20 protein-coding genes are annotated in these 19,246 nt (G+C 63.4%); 10 read left to right on the forward strand and 10 right to left on the reverse strand.

Annotated elements, in window-relative coordinates; all coding sequences use genetic code 11:
• Positions 1–52 precede the first annotated feature (52 nt).
• Positions 53–643, reverse strand: coding sequence for a sterol desaturase family protein (locus tag NL528_RS43565; RefSeq protein ID WP_309180490.1), 591 nt, complete (start codon positions 641–643; stop codon positions 53–55).
• On the opposite strand from NL528_RS43565, the gene NL528_RS43570 reads away from it, so the two are divergent.
• Together NL528_RS43570 and NL528_RS43575 are read left to right on the forward strand one after the other, a co-directional pair.
• Positions 620–859 (forward strand): hypothetical protein, encoded by a 240-nt coding sequence (locus NL528_RS43570; RefSeq protein WP_309180491.1) that lies wholly within the window; start codon positions 620–622, stop codon positions 857–859. The genes NL528_RS43565 and NL528_RS43570 overlap by 24 nt on opposite strands.
• A gap of 250 nt (positions 860–1,109) precedes the next feature.
• Positions 1,110–1,730 carry a hypothetical protein gene (locus NL528_RS43575; protein WP_309180492.1) on the forward strand — a complete coding sequence of 207 codons (621 nt, stop codon included), beginning with the start codon at positions 1,110–1,112 and terminating at the stop codon, positions 1,728–1,730.
• Positions 1,731–2,027: 297 nt separating this feature from the next.
• Here NL528_RS43575 and NL528_RS43580 read toward each other — a convergent pair whose 3' ends face one another.
• The 4 genes from NL528_RS43580 to NL528_RS43595 form a co-directional block, all read right to left on the reverse strand.
• Entirely contained in the window at positions 2,028–3,068 is a 1,041-nt protein-coding gene (locus tag NL528_RS43580) for an IS110 family transposase (RefSeq protein ID WP_309180493.1), read from the reverse strand.
• A 184-nt stretch (positions 3,069–3,252) separates the two neighbouring features.
• Entirely contained in the window at positions 3,253–3,675 is a 423-nt protein-coding gene (locus NL528_RS43585) for a CAP domain-containing protein (protein WP_309180494.1), read from the reverse strand.
• A 26-nt stretch (positions 3,676–3,701) separates the two neighbouring features.
• On the reverse strand, positions 3,702–3,923 hold the full coding sequence (locus tag NL528_RS43590; RefSeq protein ID WP_309180495.1) for a hypothetical protein: 222 nt from the start codon (positions 3,921–3,923) through the stop codon (positions 3,702–3,704).
• A gap of 73 nt (positions 3,924–3,996) precedes the next feature.
• On the reverse strand, positions 3,997–4,998 hold the full coding sequence (locus tag NL528_RS43595; RefSeq protein ID WP_309180496.1) for a 2-dehydropantoate 2-reductase: 1,002 nt from the start codon (positions 4,996–4,998) through the stop codon (positions 3,997–3,999).
• A 161-nt stretch (positions 4,999–5,159) separates the two neighbouring features.
• Here NL528_RS43595 and NL528_RS43600 point away from each other — a divergent pair, with 161 nt between their 5' ends.
• Positions 5,160–5,738, forward strand: a complete 579-nt coding sequence (locus NL528_RS43600) for a YidB family protein (protein ID WP_309180497.1) — start codon at positions 5,160–5,162, stop codon at positions 5,736–5,738.
• Between the two features lie 68 nt (positions 5,739–5,806).
• Positions 5,807–6,079, forward strand: coding sequence for a GlsB/YeaQ/YmgE family stress response membrane protein (locus NL528_RS43605; protein ID WP_309180498.1), 273 nt, complete (start codon positions 5,807–5,809; stop codon positions 6,077–6,079).
• A gap of 96 nt (positions 6,080–6,175) precedes the next feature.
• Here the strand turns inward: NL528_RS43605 and NL528_RS43610 are convergent, their stop codons facing one another.
• The gene (locus NL528_RS43610) at positions 6,176–6,958 is read right to left on the reverse strand and encodes an SDR family NAD(P)-dependent oxidoreductase (RefSeq protein ID WP_074278003.1); all 783 of its coding nucleotides are present in this window, start codon (positions 6,956–6,958) and stop codon (positions 6,176–6,178) included.
• A 268-nt stretch (positions 6,959–7,226) separates the two neighbouring features.
• On the opposite strand from NL528_RS43610, the gene NL528_RS43615 reads away from it, so the two are divergent.
• The 4 genes from NL528_RS43615 (at position 7,227) to NL528_RS43630 (ending at position 12,993) form a co-directional block, all read left to right on the forward strand.
• Positions 7,227–8,291: an acyl-CoA dehydrogenase family protein gene (locus NL528_RS43615; RefSeq protein WP_309180499.1), complete on the forward strand. Its 1,065-nt coding sequence runs from the start codon at positions 7,227–7,229 to the stop codon at positions 8,289–8,291.
• A gap of 31 nt (positions 8,292–8,322) precedes the next feature.
• The gene (locus NL528_RS43620; protein ID WP_309180500.1) at positions 8,323–9,483 is read left to right on the forward strand and encodes an acyl-CoA dehydrogenase family protein; all 1,161 of its coding nucleotides are present in this window, start codon (positions 8,323–8,325) and stop codon (positions 9,481–9,483) included.
• A gap of 41 nt (positions 9,484–9,524) precedes the next feature.
• A complete protein-coding gene (locus NL528_RS43625; protein ID WP_309180501.1) occupies positions 9,525–10,325 on the forward strand; it encodes an enoyl-CoA hydratase/isomerase family protein in 801 nt (266 codons plus the stop codon).
• Positions 10,326–10,713: 388 nt separating this feature from the next.
• Positions 10,714–12,993, forward strand: coding sequence for a hypothetical protein (locus tag NL528_RS43630; RefSeq protein WP_309180502.1), 2,280 nt, complete (start codon positions 10,714–10,716; stop codon positions 12,991–12,993).
• A 59-nt stretch (positions 12,994–13,052) separates the two neighbouring features.
• On the opposite strand, the gene NL528_RS43635 is transcribed toward NL528_RS43630, so the two are convergent.
• The 4 genes from NL528_RS43635 to NL528_RS43650 all read right to left on the reverse strand — a co-directional run bounded on the left by NL528_RS43635 (position 13,053) and on the right by NL528_RS43650 (position 18,276).
• Positions 13,053–15,167 (reverse strand): acetate--CoA ligase family protein, encoded by a 2,115-nt coding sequence (locus NL528_RS43635; protein WP_309180503.1) that lies wholly within the window; start codon positions 15,165–15,167, stop codon positions 13,053–13,055.
• A 208-nt stretch (positions 15,168–15,375) separates the two neighbouring features.
• The gene (locus NL528_RS43640; RefSeq protein WP_309180504.1) at positions 15,376–16,140 is read right to left on the reverse strand and encodes a hypothetical protein; all 765 of its coding nucleotides are present in this window, start codon (positions 16,138–16,140) and stop codon (positions 15,376–15,378) included.
• A 2-nt stretch (positions 16,141–16,142) separates the two neighbouring features.
• Positions 16,143–16,937 carry an enoyl-CoA hydratase gene (locus NL528_RS43645; protein WP_309180505.1) on the reverse strand — a complete coding sequence of 265 codons (795 nt, stop codon included), beginning with the start codon at positions 16,935–16,937 and terminating at the stop codon, positions 16,143–16,145.
• Between the two features lie 133 nt (positions 16,938–17,070).
• On the reverse strand, positions 17,071–18,276 hold the full coding sequence (locus tag NL528_RS43650) for an ABC transporter substrate-binding protein (protein ID WP_309180506.1): 1,206 nt from the start codon (positions 18,274–18,276) through the stop codon (positions 17,071–17,073).
• Positions 18,277–18,371: 95 nt separating this feature from the next.
• On the opposite strand from NL528_RS43650, the gene NL528_RS43655 reads away from it, so the two are divergent.
• A complete protein-coding gene (locus NL528_RS43655; protein WP_309180507.1) occupies positions 18,372–18,659 on the forward strand; it encodes a hypothetical protein in 288 nt (95 codons plus the stop codon).
• Between the two features lie 11 nt (positions 18,660–18,670).
• Positions 18,671–19,243 carry a Fic family protein gene (locus tag NL528_RS43660; protein WP_309180509.1) on the forward strand — a complete coding sequence of 191 codons (573 nt, stop codon included), beginning with the start codon at positions 18,671–18,673 and terminating at the stop codon, positions 19,241–19,243.
• Positions 19,244–19,246 lie beyond the last annotated feature (3 nt).

Consider the following 19,246-nt stretch of genomic DNA (forward strand, 5'->3'; position numbering starts at 1 on the left):
AGGAAACCGTCGCTCTATCCCGCTTGAGCTTACGGACCGGGAGGCCTTCGCTTCAGGAATGGAGCTTGCGCGTCGTGGCGCTCTTCTCGCTGGCGCCGGGGCCGCGAAAGGTCCCGAACAGGCCGTCGAGCGAGGGATTGCTGACGCCGAACCAGTGCTTCTCGCTGATGAAATGATGACGCAGGTGGTACTGCTTGACCCAGCGTCCGAGCCGCGTGCGCGGCCGGTAGGGAATATGCGCGACGTAATGCACCCATTCATAATGCAGGATCGCCAGCATCATCCCGAGCAGCCCTGAGGCCGCGGCCTCGATCCCGAACACCAGCGCGAACAGCCCGGCAGCGACGGCGAGGTTCGGCACCAGGAACCAGAGCGGCAGGAACAGCAAATCCAGCCGGTTCGGCTCGACATGGTGGTCGTAATGCAGACGGTGCTGCAGCTTGCGCGCCGGCGGCCATGACAGCGGGGCTGCGTGAAATGCAAAACGGTGCATGCCGTATTCGCTGAGATAGAACAGCAGCGCGCCAAGCACGATCATGACGGGTTGCAGCGCCACGGCGCCGAACAGCCAGGCCAGCGCTTCGGCGGTCACGCCGAGCAGCAGCGCCGCGACACCGCCATGACGAACGAATACGAAAAACATTCCCGCGCCCTTTTTGGTATCGCCTCCAGCCCTTCGGCCATTCAAACGAACAGGTTTGGTCAACCCCAAGAGCGGTTTAAGAGCGGTTTAAGAACGGTTGAAGAACTGTTGAAGACCGCTGGTTGCCTGCCATTGCTTTACCCGACACTTTTCAGCCTCGCCAGCACGACGGGTTCCATGAGTTCCGTTTTTGGCGCAGCGCCGGTTTCGGTCTGATCTCGCCCGCCGCTGAGGCTCGCGGGTCGTCCGTTTGAATTTACGCAACAATTCCAACGGTGCGCGGCTATGTTCCCTCGGTCACATCCGGGATATAAGCGCGTAACCCGCGCGGGAAAAATGCCCGGTTCCGGGGTGACAAGCCCGGCCAAAATGGCAACAATCCGCCAAATTCGTGTCTCAAGCTTCGCGTCTCGATTCGCCTCTCTCGATTCGCTTCTTGGGAACTCTCTGAAGGAAATTTTCGTCCGTGATCGCCTCGCGACCATCTGCGCTTGTCGTTGCCGCGCTCGCCGGTTGCGCTCTGCTGACGCCGCTACGCGCGCAGGCGCAGTGGTGGCGCAGCGCGCCCGCCGATTTCGAGGAATGCGCCGACAAGGCCGAGAAGGCCGCGACCAAGCAAGACAAGACCGCGGCGCTGGCCGAATGCAACGCGAAATTCGCCGGCCGCCGCAAGCCGGGCGGCGGCTACACCTATTACGATTTCATGCAGGACCGCACCTTCGATATCGCCGGTCCCAATCCGACCCCGGAAGAGCAGAAGAAAATCGACCAGCAATACACCGTCTATCTGGAGAACCAGCGCCGCAGCACCATTACCGCGGCATTCGTAGCCAAGCAGCAGCAGCAGCAGCAACAGCCGCAGCCGCAGCCGCAGAAAGTGCCGCAAAGCGTGCAGCAGGTGTCCCTGCGCTCCGAGACTGAAAAGATACCGGTGCCGGTGGCGAGCCCGGTCAAGCAGGCAGCGCGCATCAAGGCATCCAACTGCGCAAAGAACTCATTCTCCTGCGAATGGCCGTGGCTCTCGGAGGGAATCGACGGTTTGAAGAAGCTGTTCACTTCGTCGCCGAGCAAGGGCAAGCGGGGCTGATACTGCTCGTCGTCCCGGCCTTGAGCCGGGACCCATATGTGGACGGCCCCCGTGCCGCAAGAGCTTTTTGACGGTTTGATCGGATCGCTTGCATCCATATGTCCGGCCTGTTGATGCGGTTGGTGGCCGCTGGCCAAGATGGTTTTCCGCGACGCGAGTTCCAAACACGCCAGCGACCTTTACGGGCCAATGGGTCCCACGGATTGTCTCGCACCTCGGATCGATCGATCCTACCATCTGTCTCCTCTTGCAGCTCCGGCTCAGCCGGTGCGGCGAACCCGCCGCCCGACTGATCTCTTAAGCGGCGAGTGCGGATGCGTCAGGCATCCGCGCGCCGTCGTAACTCTCGCCCGTCACCAACAGCTTCCAGGCGATGCGGGCAATCTTGTTGGCGAGCGCCACCGCTGCGAGCTTTGGCGACTTGCGCGCCAGCAGCGCAAGGAGCCAGGGCGACGCACGGCCGCGGCTTTTTCTGGCTTGCTGGATCACGGCGGTTGCTCCCGCCACCAGCACGCTACGCAGCATCTCATCTCCGGCGCGGGTGATCTTGCCGATCCGGGTCTTGCCGGCGGTGGAATGGTCTTTCGGGGTCAGCCCGATCCAGGCCGCAAAGTGCCGGCCGGAAGGGAACAGGCGAGGATCCGGCGCCTTCATGACCAGCGCGGTGGCGCCAATCGGCCCGATCCCCGGAATCTTTGCCAGACGTCGGCTGTCGGCATTGGCGCGGTACCAAGCCATCAATCTGGCCTCGATCGCCTTCAGTTCGGCCTGCAGTCGCGCATACTCCCTGCCGTGCGCCGCAAACATCTCGCGCGCCAGCTCTGGCAATCTCTCTTCCTGAGCGATCCGCGCCAATAGCGGCTCGAGCTTGTCGAGACCCTTGGCGGTGATCAGACCGAACTCCGTCGCATAGCCGCGGATCGCGTTGCCAAGCTGGGTGCGCCTGGCGATCAGTTGCTGGCGGACCCCTATCAGCATCAGCGCCGCCTGCTGCTCCTCGGTCTTCACCGATACGAACTGCATCGTCGGCCGGCTCATCGCCTCGCACAGCCCCTCGGCGTCGCGTCCGTCATTCTTGTTGCGCTTGATGTAGGCCTTCACGTGCTGCGGCGCCATCAGCTTCACCTCGTGGCCGAGCTTGCGCAACTCCCGCGCCCAGTAGTGCCCCGCGCCGCAGGCCTCGATCCCGATCACGGTTGGCGGCAGCTTGGCAAAAAACGCCAACACCTCGTTGCGTCGCAGCTTCCTGCGCAACACCGGCCGCTCGGCGGCATCCACCCCGTGCAGCTGAAAAAAATGCTTCGACGTATCCATTCCAATGCGGATAATCTGGTCCACGGACGGCTCCCTTGTCTGAGATTTGAAACAACCTCATTCTGGCACAATCGATGCCGTAGGGGGCCGTCCACACCATCACGCTGCGGCCCTTCGGTTAAGCGCGTCTGTGAGACACCTTCTGCAACAACAGACGACCGGGATTATGGGTCCCGGCCTTCGCCGGGACGACGCCCTGGGAGAAGCGTCAATCCGTGATCACCATCGCCCAGAATTTCCGGTAGGGCGATTTCGAATTGTCGACCGATGCGACGCCGACCCGGCGCATTCCCGGTAACAGCAGATTCTCGCGATGGCCGGCTGAATTTTCCCACTCCTTCAGCATTTCGGCGAACGTCAAAAATCCTGCGCCGATATTTTCCGCGGCGCGCGACTTGCGCAACGGCGCCACGCGCGAGGAAAAACTGCCGGCGGCGCTGTGGCTGACGGAACCGGACGCGGCCATCGCCTGCGCCTGTTTGAGCGCCACCGCGTTGAGCTTGCCGTCCAGCTTCACCGACGGAAAACCATGGGCGCGGCGATAAGCGCTGATCGCGCCGGCATAATCGGCGGCGTCGGCCGTGGCCGCGAAGCCGAGAACAAGACCGAGCGCGAGGAGAAACAGCCTCATCTGGAATCGCATGAGCGTGGACCGGATCAGTGCGCGTGGGTGTGCTTAGCGCGGTGCCGCACCACCGGTCTGACGACCGGCGCGGCCGGCTCTGAGATCGTCGCCGGCGCGGCGGCCCGTTGCTCCTGCAGCCGCGCGTCATAGCCCGGCGACGGCGTCACCGTGGGTGGCGCGGCATGGGCCGGGACCACACCAACCCCGCCGACAAGGGCGGCAACGGCCAAAAGCGCTGCGCTTGTTCGTTTCATATCGTCTCTCCCGTTCGCCGCATCGGGCGAAAGTCGCCCCAGATCGTTGCCATTTCAAGGCGCGACCAGCAGTTCAGGCCCTGATCTGTTCCGGCGTCAGGCCGGGCGAGCCCTTGCCGTCCGCCTCGGCTTTCCTGATCAGCGCCACGATGCGGCGCGACAGCGGCGCCTGCAGTCCGCGCCGGTCGGCGATTTCGGTGATCACGCCCTGCAGATAGTCGATCTCGGTGCGGCGGCCGCGCTGCAGATCTTCCCACATCGACGAGCGCGCCTCGGGATCGATCTTCATCGTTCGCCCCAGCAACACTTCGAAGATGGTGTCCGGCAGACGCAGCAGCGGCGGCATCCAGCCCGCCGGGATCGGCGTCGGCGACACCGGCTTGATGCCTTCCGCCCTGATCGCCGCCAGTCCTTCGGCCATCTGGTCGGCGAACAGCCGGCGCCAGCCGCGCTGCGCCAGTTGCCGGCGCAGCGGCATATCGGCCAGCGCATTGAGCGCGTTGTTGAGATTGACGATCAGTTTGCCCCATTGCACGCCGTCGATGTTGTCGGTCGCGCGCATATGGAGGCCCGGTACCGAAAGTCTTTCGGCCGTACCGGCCGCGTCGGCTTCGATGACGATGTCGCCCGAGGTCGACCGGTGAAACCGGCCCTCGCCCATCGAAATCACGTTGAACGGCACCATGCCGCCGAGCACACGACGGCCGGGCAGGCGGTCGCGCAATACCGCGACATTGCCGACGCCGTTCTGCAGGCTGACGACGACGACATCGGGCGGAGCATGTCTCGCAATGAGGTCGGCCATCTCGCTTGTATCCGCGCTTTTGACCGTGACCAGCACCGCGGCAACTTCGCTAAAAATCGAGGGATCATCCGACAATGCGAGCCGGCTCGATGCGATCGTTTGATCGAACCCTTCAAAGCTCGTCAGCCGCAACCCGCCGGCCTGGATTTCCCCGATCACGCGCGGCCGCGCCAGCAAGGCTACGCTGCGCCCGGCGGCCGCCAGCATGCCGCCGACGAAGCAGCCGATGCTGCCGGCCCCCGCCACGCCAATCGCCCGGTCTGCATTCATCTGCCGTTCAACCTCATACCGGCATCGGTAGCAGAGTTGGCGCCGACCGCCTATCGAACGCGGCCTATCCAACGCGCAGGGGCTTGGCCGACCCTGCCTTGTAACCGTCATGGGCGGGTTCTATGTTTTCCGGCGGGGCTGGTACGCGGGAGGAGACGACAATGGGTTTACTCGACGTACTCAACGGCATGCAGAACGGCCCGCGCGGTCCGAGCACTCCGAGCGCGCAATCCGGCAGCGACGGCGGGATGTCGCCGATGACCATGGCCATCCTGGGGTTGCTGGCCTGGAAAGCCCTCAAGCATTTTACAGCCCAGCCCGGTGCGGCGCCGGCGCCAACGCCGGCCCCTTCGCCCGGCAATGTGACTGCCGGTCTGCCCGGCGGTATGGGCGGCGGTCTCGGCGATATCCTCAAGGGTGGATTGGGCGGACTGCTCGCGGGCGGCGCGGCCGGCAGCGTGATCAGCGGCGGCCTCGGCGATCTCCTCAATCAGCTCCAGCAGAAGGGCCACGGCGACACTGCGAGTTCCTGGGTGAGCAACGGTCCCAACAAGCCGATTTCACCGGGCGATCTCGCCAATGCGCTGGGCGCCGATCAGATCGACCAGCTGTCCTCGCAGAGCGGCATGTCGCGCGATGAACTGCTCAAGGGCCTCAGCCAGTATCTACCCGACGCGGTCAATCATCTGACGCCGGATGGACGGCTGCCGAACGAAAACGAATTGTCCGGCCGGATTTGACGTTTCACGCCCGCGGCGTCGTTCGCGCCGCGGCTGTGATCTAGCTTTTTGAGAAAAGGACGACCGCCATGTTGCACATCATTATTGTTGGCTTCGTCGCCGGGATTATCGCGCGGCTGCTTTCGCCGGGCCCGAACAATCCCAGCGGCTTCATCCTGACCACTTTGCTCGGTATCGCCGGCGCGTTTCTTGCGACCTTCGTCGGCCAGCAAATCGGCCACTACGATGCGTCGGCGGGCGAGGGCGCAGGCTATATCACCTCAATTATCGGCGCGCTCGTGGTGCTGTTCATCTGGAATAGGCTGGTAGCCCGCGGCTTGATTCCCGATATGAACAAGTGACGGCGTAGCCGTCATCCCGGGGCGATGCGAAAGCATCGAACCCGGGATCTCGAGATTCCGGGTCTGGTCCTAACGGACCATCCCGGAATGACGACGTTAGAGAACCAGATGCATCCCCGCATCCATGCGGACGATTTCGCCGGTCATGTTGCTCGATGCCGGCGACGCCAGGAAACATACGAGCTGGGCGATGTCGTCGGCGGTCGACGCCACCTTCAGCGGCACCTTCGCCACCACGGAATCGCGCACCGCTTTCGCGCCCGCCTCGCCGCGCCCCTTGGTGAACCAGGGCGTATCGATATAACCGGGGCAAACCGTGTTGACGCGGATCAGCGGTGCCAGCGCGCGCGACAGCGACAGCGTGATGGTGTTGAGCGCGCCCTTGCTCGCGGCATAGGCCACCGACGAGCCTCCGCCGGAGATGCCCGCGACCGACGACACATTGACCACCGCGGACGGCCGTCCCGACGCTTTCGCGCCAGCTTCGAGTTGCGCGCGCGCGGCGCGGATCATCTGGTACGGCCCGATGGTGTTGACGGCATAGATGCGCTGAAAATCTTCCGCCGAAAGGCCGTCGAGATCGCCGTGCGGCACGTGCTTGGTGGTGCCGGCATTGTTGACCAGCACGTCGAGGCGTCCGAACGGTGCGGCCGCGGCGGCGATCTTCTTGCAATCCTCATCGCGGGAGACATCGCCCTGCACGACGATGACGTCGGCGCCCGCGGTGCGGCAGAGGTCGGCGGTCGCTTCCGCTTCCGCCTTGCTGTTGGAATAGTTGACGACGATGCGCGCGCCGCCCTTGGCCAGTATAGCCGCGGTCGCGGCTCCGAGACCCGATGCCGAGCCCGTCACGATTGCGCACAAACCATCCTTCGACATCCGCATTTCCTCTTGTTGTTTTGAGCTGAATTTCGCTCGCGGTGGCATACCATATCGCGCGGCCAAGTCGCTGCAAATCCGCGAAACTCCGCTATGCGGAATTTATTCATCGCCTGATGAGCCTCATGCCGCCCCCGCAAGCGGCCCTGCGGGCAGCGCTTGTCACGGCTATGGCTTTTCCGCATCATTGAGCGCAAGAAAAGACCGCACCTGGGGCCTAGCGGAACGGCCGGACCTGACGTGTGCCAAATCAATATCGGGGAACGCTGTGGCGGAGAGTGAGAACATTGTTGCCGAGACCGCGGAGAAAATCTTCGCCGATCTCGCCGACGCGCAAACCATCAACAACGACAAGAAGGGTGCGTGGAGAGCACCGCTCTGGCAGGCGCTGACGGAAGCCGGATTGCCGCTGGCATGGGTGCCGGAGGATTGCGGCGGTTCCGGCGCAAGCCTGGCCGAGGGTTTTAGCGTCTTGAGCGCCGCCGGGCGTTCCGCTGTCGCCGTGCCGCTGGCCGAAACCATGCTGGCGGGCTGGCTCCTGGCGCAGGCCAAAATCTCTTCGCCCGAGGGCGAGATGACGGTGATACCGGCAAGCCCGAAGGATCGCATCACGCTCAATGCCGACGGCAGCCTGTCAGGCCGTGCCCGCGGCGTGCCCTTTGGCAAGGCTGCAAAACATATCGCAGTGCTGGCGAGCGGCAGCGGCGGCCTCTCGATCGCATTGGTCGAGGCCGGCAAATGCCGGATCGAGGCCGGGCTCAATCTCGGCGGCGATCACTCAGATACCGTGACGCTGGACAAGGTGCAGCCGGTCACGATCAAGCCGGCGCCGAAGGGTTTTGACCAGAGCCAGCTGATGCTGATGGGCGGCGTCGTGCGCTCCTTACAGATCGCCGGCGCGCTGGAATCGATGCTGGAAATTTCCGTGCGCTATTCCAACGAGCGCGTCGCCTTCGAGAAGAAGATCTCGAAATTCCAGGCCGTGCAGCACAATCTGGCGCGACTTGCCGGCGAGTCCGCGGCGGCGCTGGCCGCGGCCACCTCGGCCGCGGACGCCATCGCCAACAGCACCGCGTTCAACGACGAAGTGTTCCTCGAAGCCGCGTCCGCCAAGATCCGCTGCGCGGAAGCGGCTGAAAAGGGCGGCGCCATCGCCCACCAGGTGCACGGCGCGATCGGCTTCACCATCGAGCACATCCTGCACCGCTATTCGCTGCGCGCACTGGCATGGCGCGACGATTTCGGCTCCGAGAGTTTTTGGGCGGTCGAGCTCGGCAAGCTCGTGGCCGACAGAGGCGCCGATGAATTGTGGCCGCTGGTGGCTTCGCGCTGAGATTCACGAAATTTGGAAGTCGAGACCCATCATGACCGCAGCCCTCCGTTTCGATCCGATCCGCCTGCCGCCCGAATGCGAAAAACTTCGCAAGGAAGTGCGCGCCTTCCTCGCCGAAGAAATCGCCGCCGGCACCTTCGATCCGCACAAGCCCAACCGCGAAGACACTGACGTGCCGGAATTTTCCCGCAAGGTCGGCGAGCGCGGCTGGCTCGGCATGACCTGGCCGAAGAAATATGGCGGCCATGAGCGCTCGTTCCTCGAGCGCTATGTGGTGACCGAGGAAATGCGCGTCGCCAACGCGCCGACCCGGCGCTTCTTCGTCGCCGACCGGCAGAGCGGCCCGGTGCTGCTCAAATACGCGCCTGAGCACGTCAAGATGGACATCCTGCCGCGCATCTGCCGCGGCGAGGTCTGCTTTGCGATCGGCATGAGCGAACCGAATTCCGGCTCCGATCTGTTCGCGGCGAAGACGCGCGCGACCAAGACCGACGGCGGCTATCTGATCAACGGCACCAAGATCTGGACCTCGTCGGCGCATATCGCCGACTACATGATCGCGATCTTCCGGACCTCGCCGCCCACCAAGGAAAATCGCCGCCACGGCCTGACCCAGTTCCTGGTCAAGATGAAGCAGCCGGGCATCCAGGTGAACCCGATCGGCCAGATCACCGGGCAATACGAATTCAACGAAGTGGTGTTTACCGACCATTTCGTTCCCGACGATCATGTGCTCGGCGAAATCGACGGCGCCTGGAAGCAGGCGACCTCCGAGCTCGCCTATGAGCGCAGTGGCCCGGAGCGCTTCCTCGAAACCTATTACGTGCTGACCGAACTGGTCCGCGCGGTCGGCAAGAACCCGGATACCCGCAGCGCCGAAGGCATCGGCCGGCTGGTGGCGCAGTTGCACACCATGCGGCGGATGTCGGTCTCGGTCGCCGGCATGCTGCAGGCCGGCAAGGAGCCGGTGGTCGAAGCCTCCATCGTCAAGGACATCGGCACGGTGTGGGAGCAGCAATTGCCGCATCGGGTGCGCGACCTCGCTGCCTTCGTCGATGCGGATGCGACCAACCACGAGACGCTGGAAGATCAATTGTCGTTCGCCATCAAGACCGCGCCGAAACTGACGATCCAGGGCGGCACCACGGAAGTGCTGCGCGGCATAATCGCCCGTGGGCTCGGTTTGCGCTAGGCGCGCGGGCCCGGTTTGCGCTAATTCAACGAGGAAACCTCATGACCAAATATACTGATATCGGCGTCGAGAAGCACGGCCACGTCGGCCTGATCGAAATCCGAAAACCCCCGCTGAACTTCTTCGACGTCGCGCTGATCAACCAGATCGCCGATGCGCTGGAAGAATTCGACAAGGACATCGAGATCCGCGCCTCGGTGCTCGCCGCCCAAGGCAAGGCGTTCTGCGCCGGCGCCAATTTCGGTGACCCCGCGCGGCAGGAGCAGGAGGAGAAGGCCAAATCCGATCCGGCATCGAACCTGCCGATCAACCATCTCTACGTCCAGGCCGTCCGCATCTTCCGCAACAAGAAGCCGATCGTCGCGGCCGTGCATGGCGCGGCCATCGGCGGCGGCCTCGGCCTTGCGGTATCGGCCGACTTCCGCGTCACCTGCCCGGAAGCGCGCTTTGCCGCGAACTTTACAAAACTCGGTTTTCATCCGGGCTTCGGCCTGACGGCGACGCTTCCCGAACTGGTCGGCAAGAACAATGCGGAACTGATTTTCTACACCAGCCGCCGCGTCACCGGCGAAGAGGCGACGAGGATGGGCCTCGCCAATGTCTGCGTGCCGCAGGATCAGGTGCGCGCCGAAGCGATGAAGCTTGCAGCCGAGATCGCCGAATGCTCGCCGCTCGGCCTGATCTCGACCCGCGCCACCATGCGCGCCGGCCTCGCCGACCGCGTGCTCGCCGCCACCAACCACGAACTCGTCGAGCAAACAAAACTGCGCGCGACCGAGGATTTCAAGGAAGGCGTCAAGGCCACCGCCGAGCGCCGCGTCGCGAATTTCCGCGGGCGGTGAGTTTTTACTTCTCCCCTTGCGGGAGAAGTGCCCCATAGGCGACCTCCAGCCGCCGTTCTTCAATGCGCCAATGCGACGCTTCGGCTATGACGATATCCCCTACGTCAAACGACGTAGGGGAATAAGCTCGTTGTGCTCAATCGAACGGCATCGAGACACCTTGTTTGCGATCTCGTTTGACTGCTAAAGTGCTGGCGTTGGTGGGGTGTGCCCACATCATGGAATTTGCCGCAGCGATTGTTCGCATGGATAGATCGATGCTTTTCGCATCGTAGAGACCGCGGGACGTTTTTTGCCCCGCCTGGCCGACTTTTCTGAGACTCGCCTTTCTGAAACGCGCCGTTCCGATACTCGCAGACGACATTGATATTTGCGTGTGGAGAGTTTGATGGCAGGCATCCTGTCCGGTCACATCGTGCTGGCTTCGGCCACCGAACGGGTGACACTGACGAGCACCACGAAGATCGCCACTTTTACCGATACCGACCTCACGGATTTGTTCGGCGGCTTCACCGCGACCATCGACTGGGGCGATGGGACGACCTCGCCGGGCACGATCACGGGATCCAACGGGTCATTTTCGGTGCTGGGCGGCCACAGCTATTCCGACGAAGGCAACTTCACGTTGAGCGCGACCATCGTTCGCGCCTCGGACAATGCAACCATCACCGACACTGGAAACATTGCCGTCGCCGAACACGATGTGCTGGCCGCCCAGGGTACGACGCTATTAGGCAACCCGGGGTCGCTTCTCAATAACGTAGCGGTCGCAACATTTACCGACAGCGACACGGCGGCCGTGGCGGGCGACTTTCAGGCCATCGTCGACTGGGGCGACGGAACGGCCACGACGACGGGCACGATTACGGGATCCAACGGGTCATTCGTGGTCCGCGACGGCCACATTTATGCGAGCGCGGGACAGGACACGATCACGGTGACGCTGGTGGACACAGCGCCCGGCTCCGCCAATACGGTCGCCATCGGCACCGCCAACATCGGCTTGGCCGCCCAGGTGTCGCTGACTTCGGCCACCGAGAAGGTGGCTACGGTGCCCGGCACGGTCGTCGCCAACATTACCGACGGCAATCTGGCGGATCTGGCTGGTGGTTTCACCGCGGTCATCGATTGGGGCGACGGAACGACCTCACCAGGCACCGTCGTGGGGTCGAACGGATCATTCTCGATCCTGGGTGGCGGGCACACCTACGCCGATGAAGGCGACTTCACGCTGACGACGACTCTCACCCGCGCCTCGGACAATACGGTCGTCACCAGCATCGGCGACGTCGCCGTCATCGAACACGACGTGCTGGCTGCCCAGGGCAAGACGATATCCGGCAATCCGGGGCAGGTTCTCAATAACGTCACGGTCGCAACATTCACCGATACCGACACCGCCGCACTGGCGAGCGACTTCCTCGCAACGATCGACTGGGGCGATGGAACGATCTCGGCGGGCACGATCACGGGCTCGAACGGCTCATTCGCGGTCATCGGCGGCGGCCACGCCTATGCGAACGCGGGGCAGGACACCATCACGGTGACGGTGACGGACCCCGCACCCGGCACCGCCATCGTGAACACCACCGGCACTGCCACCATCGGATTGATCGGGCAGGAGGTGCTGAATTCGGCCACCGAGCGGGTGGCGCTGGCGCCCGGCACGGTGGTCGCGAGCTTTGTCGACGGCAATCTGGCGGATCTGCCTGGTGATTTCACCGCGATCATCAACTGGGGCGACGGGACGACCTCGGCGGGGTCGATCGTGGGATCGAACGGCGCGTTCTCGATCGAAGGCGGACACAGCTACGCCGATGAAGGCAGCTTCACGGTGACCGCGACCACCACCCGCATCTCGGACAATGCAAGCGTCACCAGTTCGGGACCGGCCGCCGTCGCCGAACACGATGTTCTGGCCGGCCAGGGTACGACGCTAACCGCTGTCTCGGGGCAGCCGCTCGCCAACGCCACAGTCGCAACGTTCACCGACACCGACACGGCCGCCTTGGCGAGCGACTTCCTGGCAACGATCGACTGGGGCGACGGAACGACCTCGGCGGGCACGATCGCGGGATCCAACGGATTATTCGCGGTCAGCGGCACCCACACCTATGCGACCACCGGGCAGGACACCATTACGGTAACGATGACGGACCCCGCACCCGGCACCGCCATCGCGACCGCCAATTCGTTCCGTTTCGACCACGTCAATCAGCCCCCGGTGAACACCGTTCCAGGCCCGTTGAACACGTTCGCCCATGTCGAGCTCGATATCACGGGACTGTCTGTCGCCGACCCCGACGCCACGACGCTGACCACCACGCTTCACGTCGATCACGGCACGCTGACACTCGCGTCCGTCGGCGGCGCCGCCGTCAGCGGCAGCGGGACCGGCACGGTGACGCTGGTCGGCAGTGTCGCGCAGATCGACGCCACGCTGGGTGCGGCGCATAACTTCGTCTATGTCGCCCAGACTGGATTCGGCGGCACCGACACGCTGACCATGATCAGCAACGACGGCGGCAGCAGCGGAAGCGGCGGGCCGAAGACGGATACCGACACCGTGGCGATCCACGTGGTGAGTGGGGCCGGCGGATACGCAGGCCTTCCGGTTCCGTCCGCAGAGTCTCCACTGCTGCACACCTCGGATTTCCATCTGTTGTGACGAGAAAAGGCGTCGTCCCCGCCCATATGCGCAATTGCGCATATGGGCCGGGACGACAACTACTTCCTTCCCACTACCAGCGCATCCACGATGGTCACGCCCTGGCCTTCCGGATGCACCAGCGCCGGATTGATCTCGATTTCCGAAATCTCCCCGGCGTGCTGCGCCGCAAGCAGCGAAATCTGCGAAATCAATTGCGCCAGCGCTGCAACGTCGGCCTTCGGCGCGCCGCGGAATCCATGGAGCAGCGGGGCCGCCTTCAGCGCATCCAGCATCGCGGACGCTCCCGCCGTACTCACCGGCGCCGGGCGATAGATCACATCCCTGAACAATTCGGTGGTGATGCCGCCAAGACCGACCATAATCATCGGACCGAAGGTTGCATCGAGCAGCGTGCCGACGATGATCTCGACGCCTTTTTTGGCCATCGGCCCGACCAGCACGCCCTGGATCGCGGCATTGGGCCGGTGGCGTTGCGCGCTGTCCAGCAGCGCCCCATAGGCGGTGAAGGTCTCGCCCTTGGTGGTGATATTGACGCGGACGCCGCCGACCTCGCTCTTGTGCGGGATGTCAGGCGACTGGATCTTCATGACCAGCGGAAGGCCCGCGCGCGCGATCGCGGCGTCGAGCCCGCTCCTCTCCGTCACCAGCACCTCGTCGGCCAAGGCAATGCCGGCGGCGCGCAGCAGCGACTTGCTGTCGAATTCGGACAGTACGGGCGATGTCAGAAAGCGTGCGAGATCGCGCGGCGGCAGCGCCGCAACATCCGCCGGCGGCGCCAGTTTGAATTTGGCGTAATCCACCGCCTGCCGCATTGCGACGCCGGCATGTGTTAATCCCGACAACACGACGGCGCCGGATTTCGCCAGCTCGCTGCGCGCGAAATGCGACGGCAGCGTGTAGGAATAGAACACGACCGGCTTGTTCTGCGCCGATAGCACCGGCTTCAGCTCCGCCTCCTTGAACGGCATCCGGATGTCGCTCGACAGCGACAGCACCACCAGGATGGCGTCGACCTCATCGGAGACGTCGAGCAGGTCGATGCTCCGCTGCAGGCCGCCGGAGTGTACGCCCTGGGCGGTGACATCGATCGGATTACCCGCCGCGCCATAGGACGGCAGCAGTTTTTTGATTTCGCCCTGGATCGACGATGACAGCTCCGGCACTTTCAGTCCCTGCATCGAGACCGCGTCCGCGCCCCAGATGCCGGCGCCACCGGACACGGTGAGAACCGCGACGCGGTCGCCCTTCGGCAGCGGATTGGTGGTCAGGACCGCGGCGATGGTCACGGCTTCGTCGAGATCGTTGGAAACGATGAAGCCGTATTTGGCGAACACCGCGTCATAGGCCGCCGACCAGCCGGCCATGCTGGCGGTGTGCGAGGCCGCCGCACGCTCGCCCGCACCGGAGCGGCCGACCTTGGTCACGATGACGGGCTTTCGCATTTCCGCCGCGCGCTTTGCCGCCGCGAGAAACTTGTCGACGTCGCGGATGCCCTCGATGAACAGCAGGATCACGTCGGTGGAAGCATCCTGCACCATGTAATCCAAAAACTCGCCGGCGCCGAGATCGCTCTCATTGCCGGCGCTGACGACGTAGCTCAGCGCGACGCCGAGCGCCTTGGCGCGATGGTAGATCGCAAAGCCGATGCCGCCGCTTTGCGCGACGATGCCGATCCGCCTTTTGGTCGCGACCAGGTTTGGCGCATCCGGCTTGACGTCGACGGTCGGGCTGAAGGTCGCCGCGACGCGCTGCACCTGGCTGTAAAACCCCTCGGCATTGGGACCGGAGATCCGCATGCCGGTCCTCTTCGCCAACGTCACGATGGCATCCTGCATCGCCGCGCTGTCGCCGCCCTCCTCCGCGAATCCGGACGAGATGATCACCGCGTTCCTGACACCGGCGGCAGCGCATTGCTCGAGCGCGCCGAGCACGGCGCGCGCCGGAATGATGACGACGGCAAGATCGATCGGCTGGGCGACATCCGCGATCGATCGGTAGCATTTCAGCCCATCGATATCGCCGTAGTTCGGATTGATCGGATAGAGCTTTCCGGAATAGTCGTTCTTGCGCAGCATCGACAACAGCCGTCCCGGAATCTTCTCCTGATCGCGCGAGGCGCCGATCAGCGCGATGCTTTCGGGCGCGAAAAAACTGTCGAGCGGATGCGGCATGCGGGGACTCTTATGATTAGCTAGTGCTGGGCTCTCAAGATCGTCATTGCGAGCCACCGGGTCGGCGCGAAGCGCCGCCCGATGACAGGCTCCGCGAAGCAATCCATCTCGCCACGCAAAGAAAGAATGGATTGCTTCGTCGCGGAGTTTATCATCGGGCCCGCCAAAAGGCGGGACCCGTTGGCTCCTCGCAATGACGGCAAAGGACTCACGCCGCAAGCCGAAACATCACGCCGCAAAGCTCGAACCCGTCGCCCGACATTGCGCAGCCTCTGGCCTTGGCGGCGTCGCGCACCTTGGCGATATCGGCAACCCTGAATGTCAGTCCGCTCATCAGATCGCTGGCGCCCTTCACAAAACGAAAACTGCAATTGGGCAGGTTCAGCTCGGGCTCGCCGCGCGCGTTCTTGCTCGCGGCAACGCCGATGATCTTGCCCCAATGCTCGGCCAATCCTTGGGGATCGGGACTCTGCATCTCGACGCCGGTCAGCGCCTGCGTCACGTCCTTGCGGATCGATCTCTGCCAATCGGGTCCAGCCGGCGGATAGGGCCCCAGAACATCGTCGCTGCCGGCAGTGTGGTTGAACTCGATGAAGGCGGCGCGGCAATCGCGCGGATGCAATTGCACGCCGTGATAGGGCGCGTGCGTGATCACGTTCGCAGTGCGCACGCCCATCGCATTGGCGTGCTTGCCGCGTTCATCGGGATCGTCGCAGCAGAATATCGCCATGTAGCCGCCGCGGCCGCCGGTCTTCTCGATGAAGCGTCCCGCCGCGGTGCCGGGCTGGAACGGCGCCACCACTTCCAGCAAAATGGTGTCGACCGGCAGCAGCGCATTCTCGAGGCCATATTTGGCGACGTTGCCGTCGCGGTAGCAGACGTTGAGCCCCATGATCCCGGCGATATCCGAGATCACGGGCTCGAGCTGCGGCGCCACCAGGCAGATCTGCCGCAGCCTCATGTAGCCGGCCATTTTCAATGACCTTGAAACGCGGGCTTGCGCTTTTCGACGAACGCTTTTGCGGCTTCCTTGTGGTCGTCGGTCTCGCCGGAACGCGAGTGATGGATCGCTTCGGCGTCAAAACACTCTTCCAGCGACATGGTTTCGGCGTTGTTGATGTTGCGCTTGATGTAGCCCAGCGTCACCGAGGGGCCTTGCGCCAGCGACATCGCCAGGTCATGCGCGGCCTCTTCGACTTCGGCGTCGGGGACGACCTTCGTCACTATCCCGAGGTTGTAGGCTTCCTGCGCTGATAGCACCGGCGAAGTCAGATAAAGCTCGCGCGCCTTGGCACTGCCGAGCAATTGGGTGAGGAAATAGGTGCCGCCGTAATCGCCTGACAGCCCGACCTTGGCGAAGGCGGTGGTGATCTTGCAGGACGCGCTGGCTACGCGCAGATCGCAGGACAGCGCGATCGACAGCCCGGCGCCGGCCGCCGCGCCATCGACCTGTGCCACCACGGGCTTCGGCATCTGGTGCAGGATGCGCGAGACTTCCATGCCGCGGCGGAGATTAGCCATCTTGGCTTCGAACGGCAACGGCGCCCGCCCCTCCGCCATCGATTTCACGTCGCCGCCGACGCAGAACGTGCCGCCGGCGCCCTTGAGCAACACCGCGCGCACCTCGTGATCCTCGGCCGCGCGCCGCGCCGCCTCGACCAGCCCGCGCGTCATGTCCGGATTGAGCGCGTTGCGCCGGTCGGGACGGTTCATGGTGATGGTGAGGAGGCCCTGGTCGAGTTTTTGGAGGACCATTTCGTTCTGGCTCATGGAGTGTGGCTTTCTTTGTTATTGGTTGGCACCGTCATTCCGGGATGGTCCGAAGGACCAGACCCGGAATCTCGAGATTCCGGGCTCGATGCTGCGCATCGCCCCGGAATGACTGCGTGACTTCGTCACTTCATCACTTCTTCACCAGCGGGCAGCGCGAGGCTTCCAGCGGCTGGAACGCCTCATTGCCGGGAACGGTCGCGAGCAGCTTGTAATCGTCCCAGCGGCCTTTTGATTCCGACGGCTTCTTGACCTCGAACAGATACATGTCGTGCACCATGCGGCCATCGTCGCGGATTCTGCCGTTATGGGCGAACATGTCGTTGACCGGCGTCTCCTTCATGACCTTCATGACCGCGGCGGAATCGGTGGTGCCTGCCGCCTTCACCGCCTTCAGATAATGCGTCACCGAGGAATAGACGCCGGCCTGCGCCGAGGTCGGCACCCGCTTCATGCGCTCCATGAAGCGTTTTGAAAACGCCCGGGTCTCGTCGTTGAGATCCCAATAGAAGGCTTCAGCGAGCAACAGGCCCTGCGCGGTCTCGAGCCCGATCGAGTCGATATCGGTGACGAAGGCGAGCAGCGGCGAGACTTTCTGGCCGCCCTTCATGATGCCGAATTCGGCGGCCTGCTTGATCGCGTTGACGGTGTCGCCGCCGGCATTGGCGAGCCCGATCACCTTGGCTTTCGAGGCCTGCGCCTGCAGCAGGAACGACGAGAAATCCGAGGTGTTGAGCGGATGTCGGACGTTGCCCAGCACCTTGCCGCCGGTCTTCACCACCACATTGGCGGTGTCCTTTTCCAGGTCCTGGCCGAACGCGTAATCCGCGGTGAGGAAGAACCAGCTGTCGAGGCCGGATTTGACCGCGGCAAGCCCGGTCACATTGGCCTGCGCAAAGGTGTCGAACACATAATGCACGGTATAGGGACCGCAGGCTTCGTTGGAGAGCCGGATCGAGCCGGGCCCGTTGAAGATCACGATCTTGCCCCGCGCTTTCGCGATCTCGCCGGCGGCCAGCGCGGTCGCGGACGCCGCGACGTCCCAGATCATTTCGACGCCCTGGTTGTCGATCATGTCGCGCGCGATGTTGGCGGCAAGGTCGGCCTTGTTGAGATGGTCGGCTGCAATGATCTCGATCTTGCGGCCCAGCACCTCGCCGCCGAAATCCTCCGCCGCCATCTTCGCCGCGGTCTCGCTGCCGGCGCCGGTGATATCGGCATAAAGGCTCGACATATCGAGGATGCCGCCGAGCTTGAGCGGAGGCTTGCCTTGCGCCAGCGCCGATGTCGCCGACATCGCCAGCGCGCAGGCGAACACGCTTGTGAGAATTCGCTTCATGGAGGCCTCCCTGTGCCGCATTGCCTGCAACTTCAATTTCTGTTGGCGCGATCATGCCGCATGGCATGCGGAGCGGCAAGGCGCGAGCGGATGCGGTGATCAGATGGTCGCCTTCGATTCGCGCATTTTCCGCAAAGCGGAATGGTGCGGACCGGATCGAAATATGCTATATTCACTTCATGCCGAAAGCGAAACGATCAGGTACGAAGGCCAAAAAAAAGGGCGGCTTTGTCGTTGGCCGCGACAGCTTCGGCAAGATTAGCGCCGTTGAGGGCATCCGGCTGACGCCAACCATGAAAAAAAGGGCTACCGACGCGGAGCGCGAGGGATTATCCGCCGAGGAATATCGCGAGACCATTGCGCGCGCTTATCGTAAGGCTTGAGCGCCCACGGCATGTATGACGCGATCGATGATCCCTACACCTACGAAAATTCAACGGTTCTCGTAAATAAGCTCGATCTGCGCGACCAGGACGAACTGGACGCTTACGAGGCGGAAATCTCCAATGCACGATCGGGGGAGCCCCTGCCGGAGGGCCAGCTTGATTTTGGGCATTATTGCGCCGTCCATCATCACCTGTTTCAGGATGTCTACATTTGGGCGGGCAAACCCCGCACGGCGCGCATATCGAAGCAGGGAAATCCATTCTGCTTTCCCGAGCATATCGAGGCTCAGGCCGCGAAGCTGTTCGGCGAGCTGAAGGCCAACAGCTTTTTGGAAGACCTTGACCCCGATGAATTCTCGACTCAGGCAGCGCATTTCCTGTCCGAGCTAAACGCTATTCATGCGTTCCGCGAAGGCAATGGCCGTACCCAGCTCACCTTCTTTGCCATGCTGGCCGACAACGCGGGTCATCCGCTCGGTCTCGAAAAGCTTGATCCCGAATTGATGCTCAACGCCATGATTGAGAGCTTCGAGGGTGACGAAGAAGAACTGGCCCGCGTGATCAAGGGCCTTATCACCTAAGGC

Origin of the sequence: Bradyrhizobium sp. Ash2021 (genome assembly GCF_031202265.1) — a bacterium.
Lineage (GTDB): Bacteria > Pseudomonadota > Alphaproteobacteria > Rhizobiales > Xanthobacteraceae > Bradyrhizobium.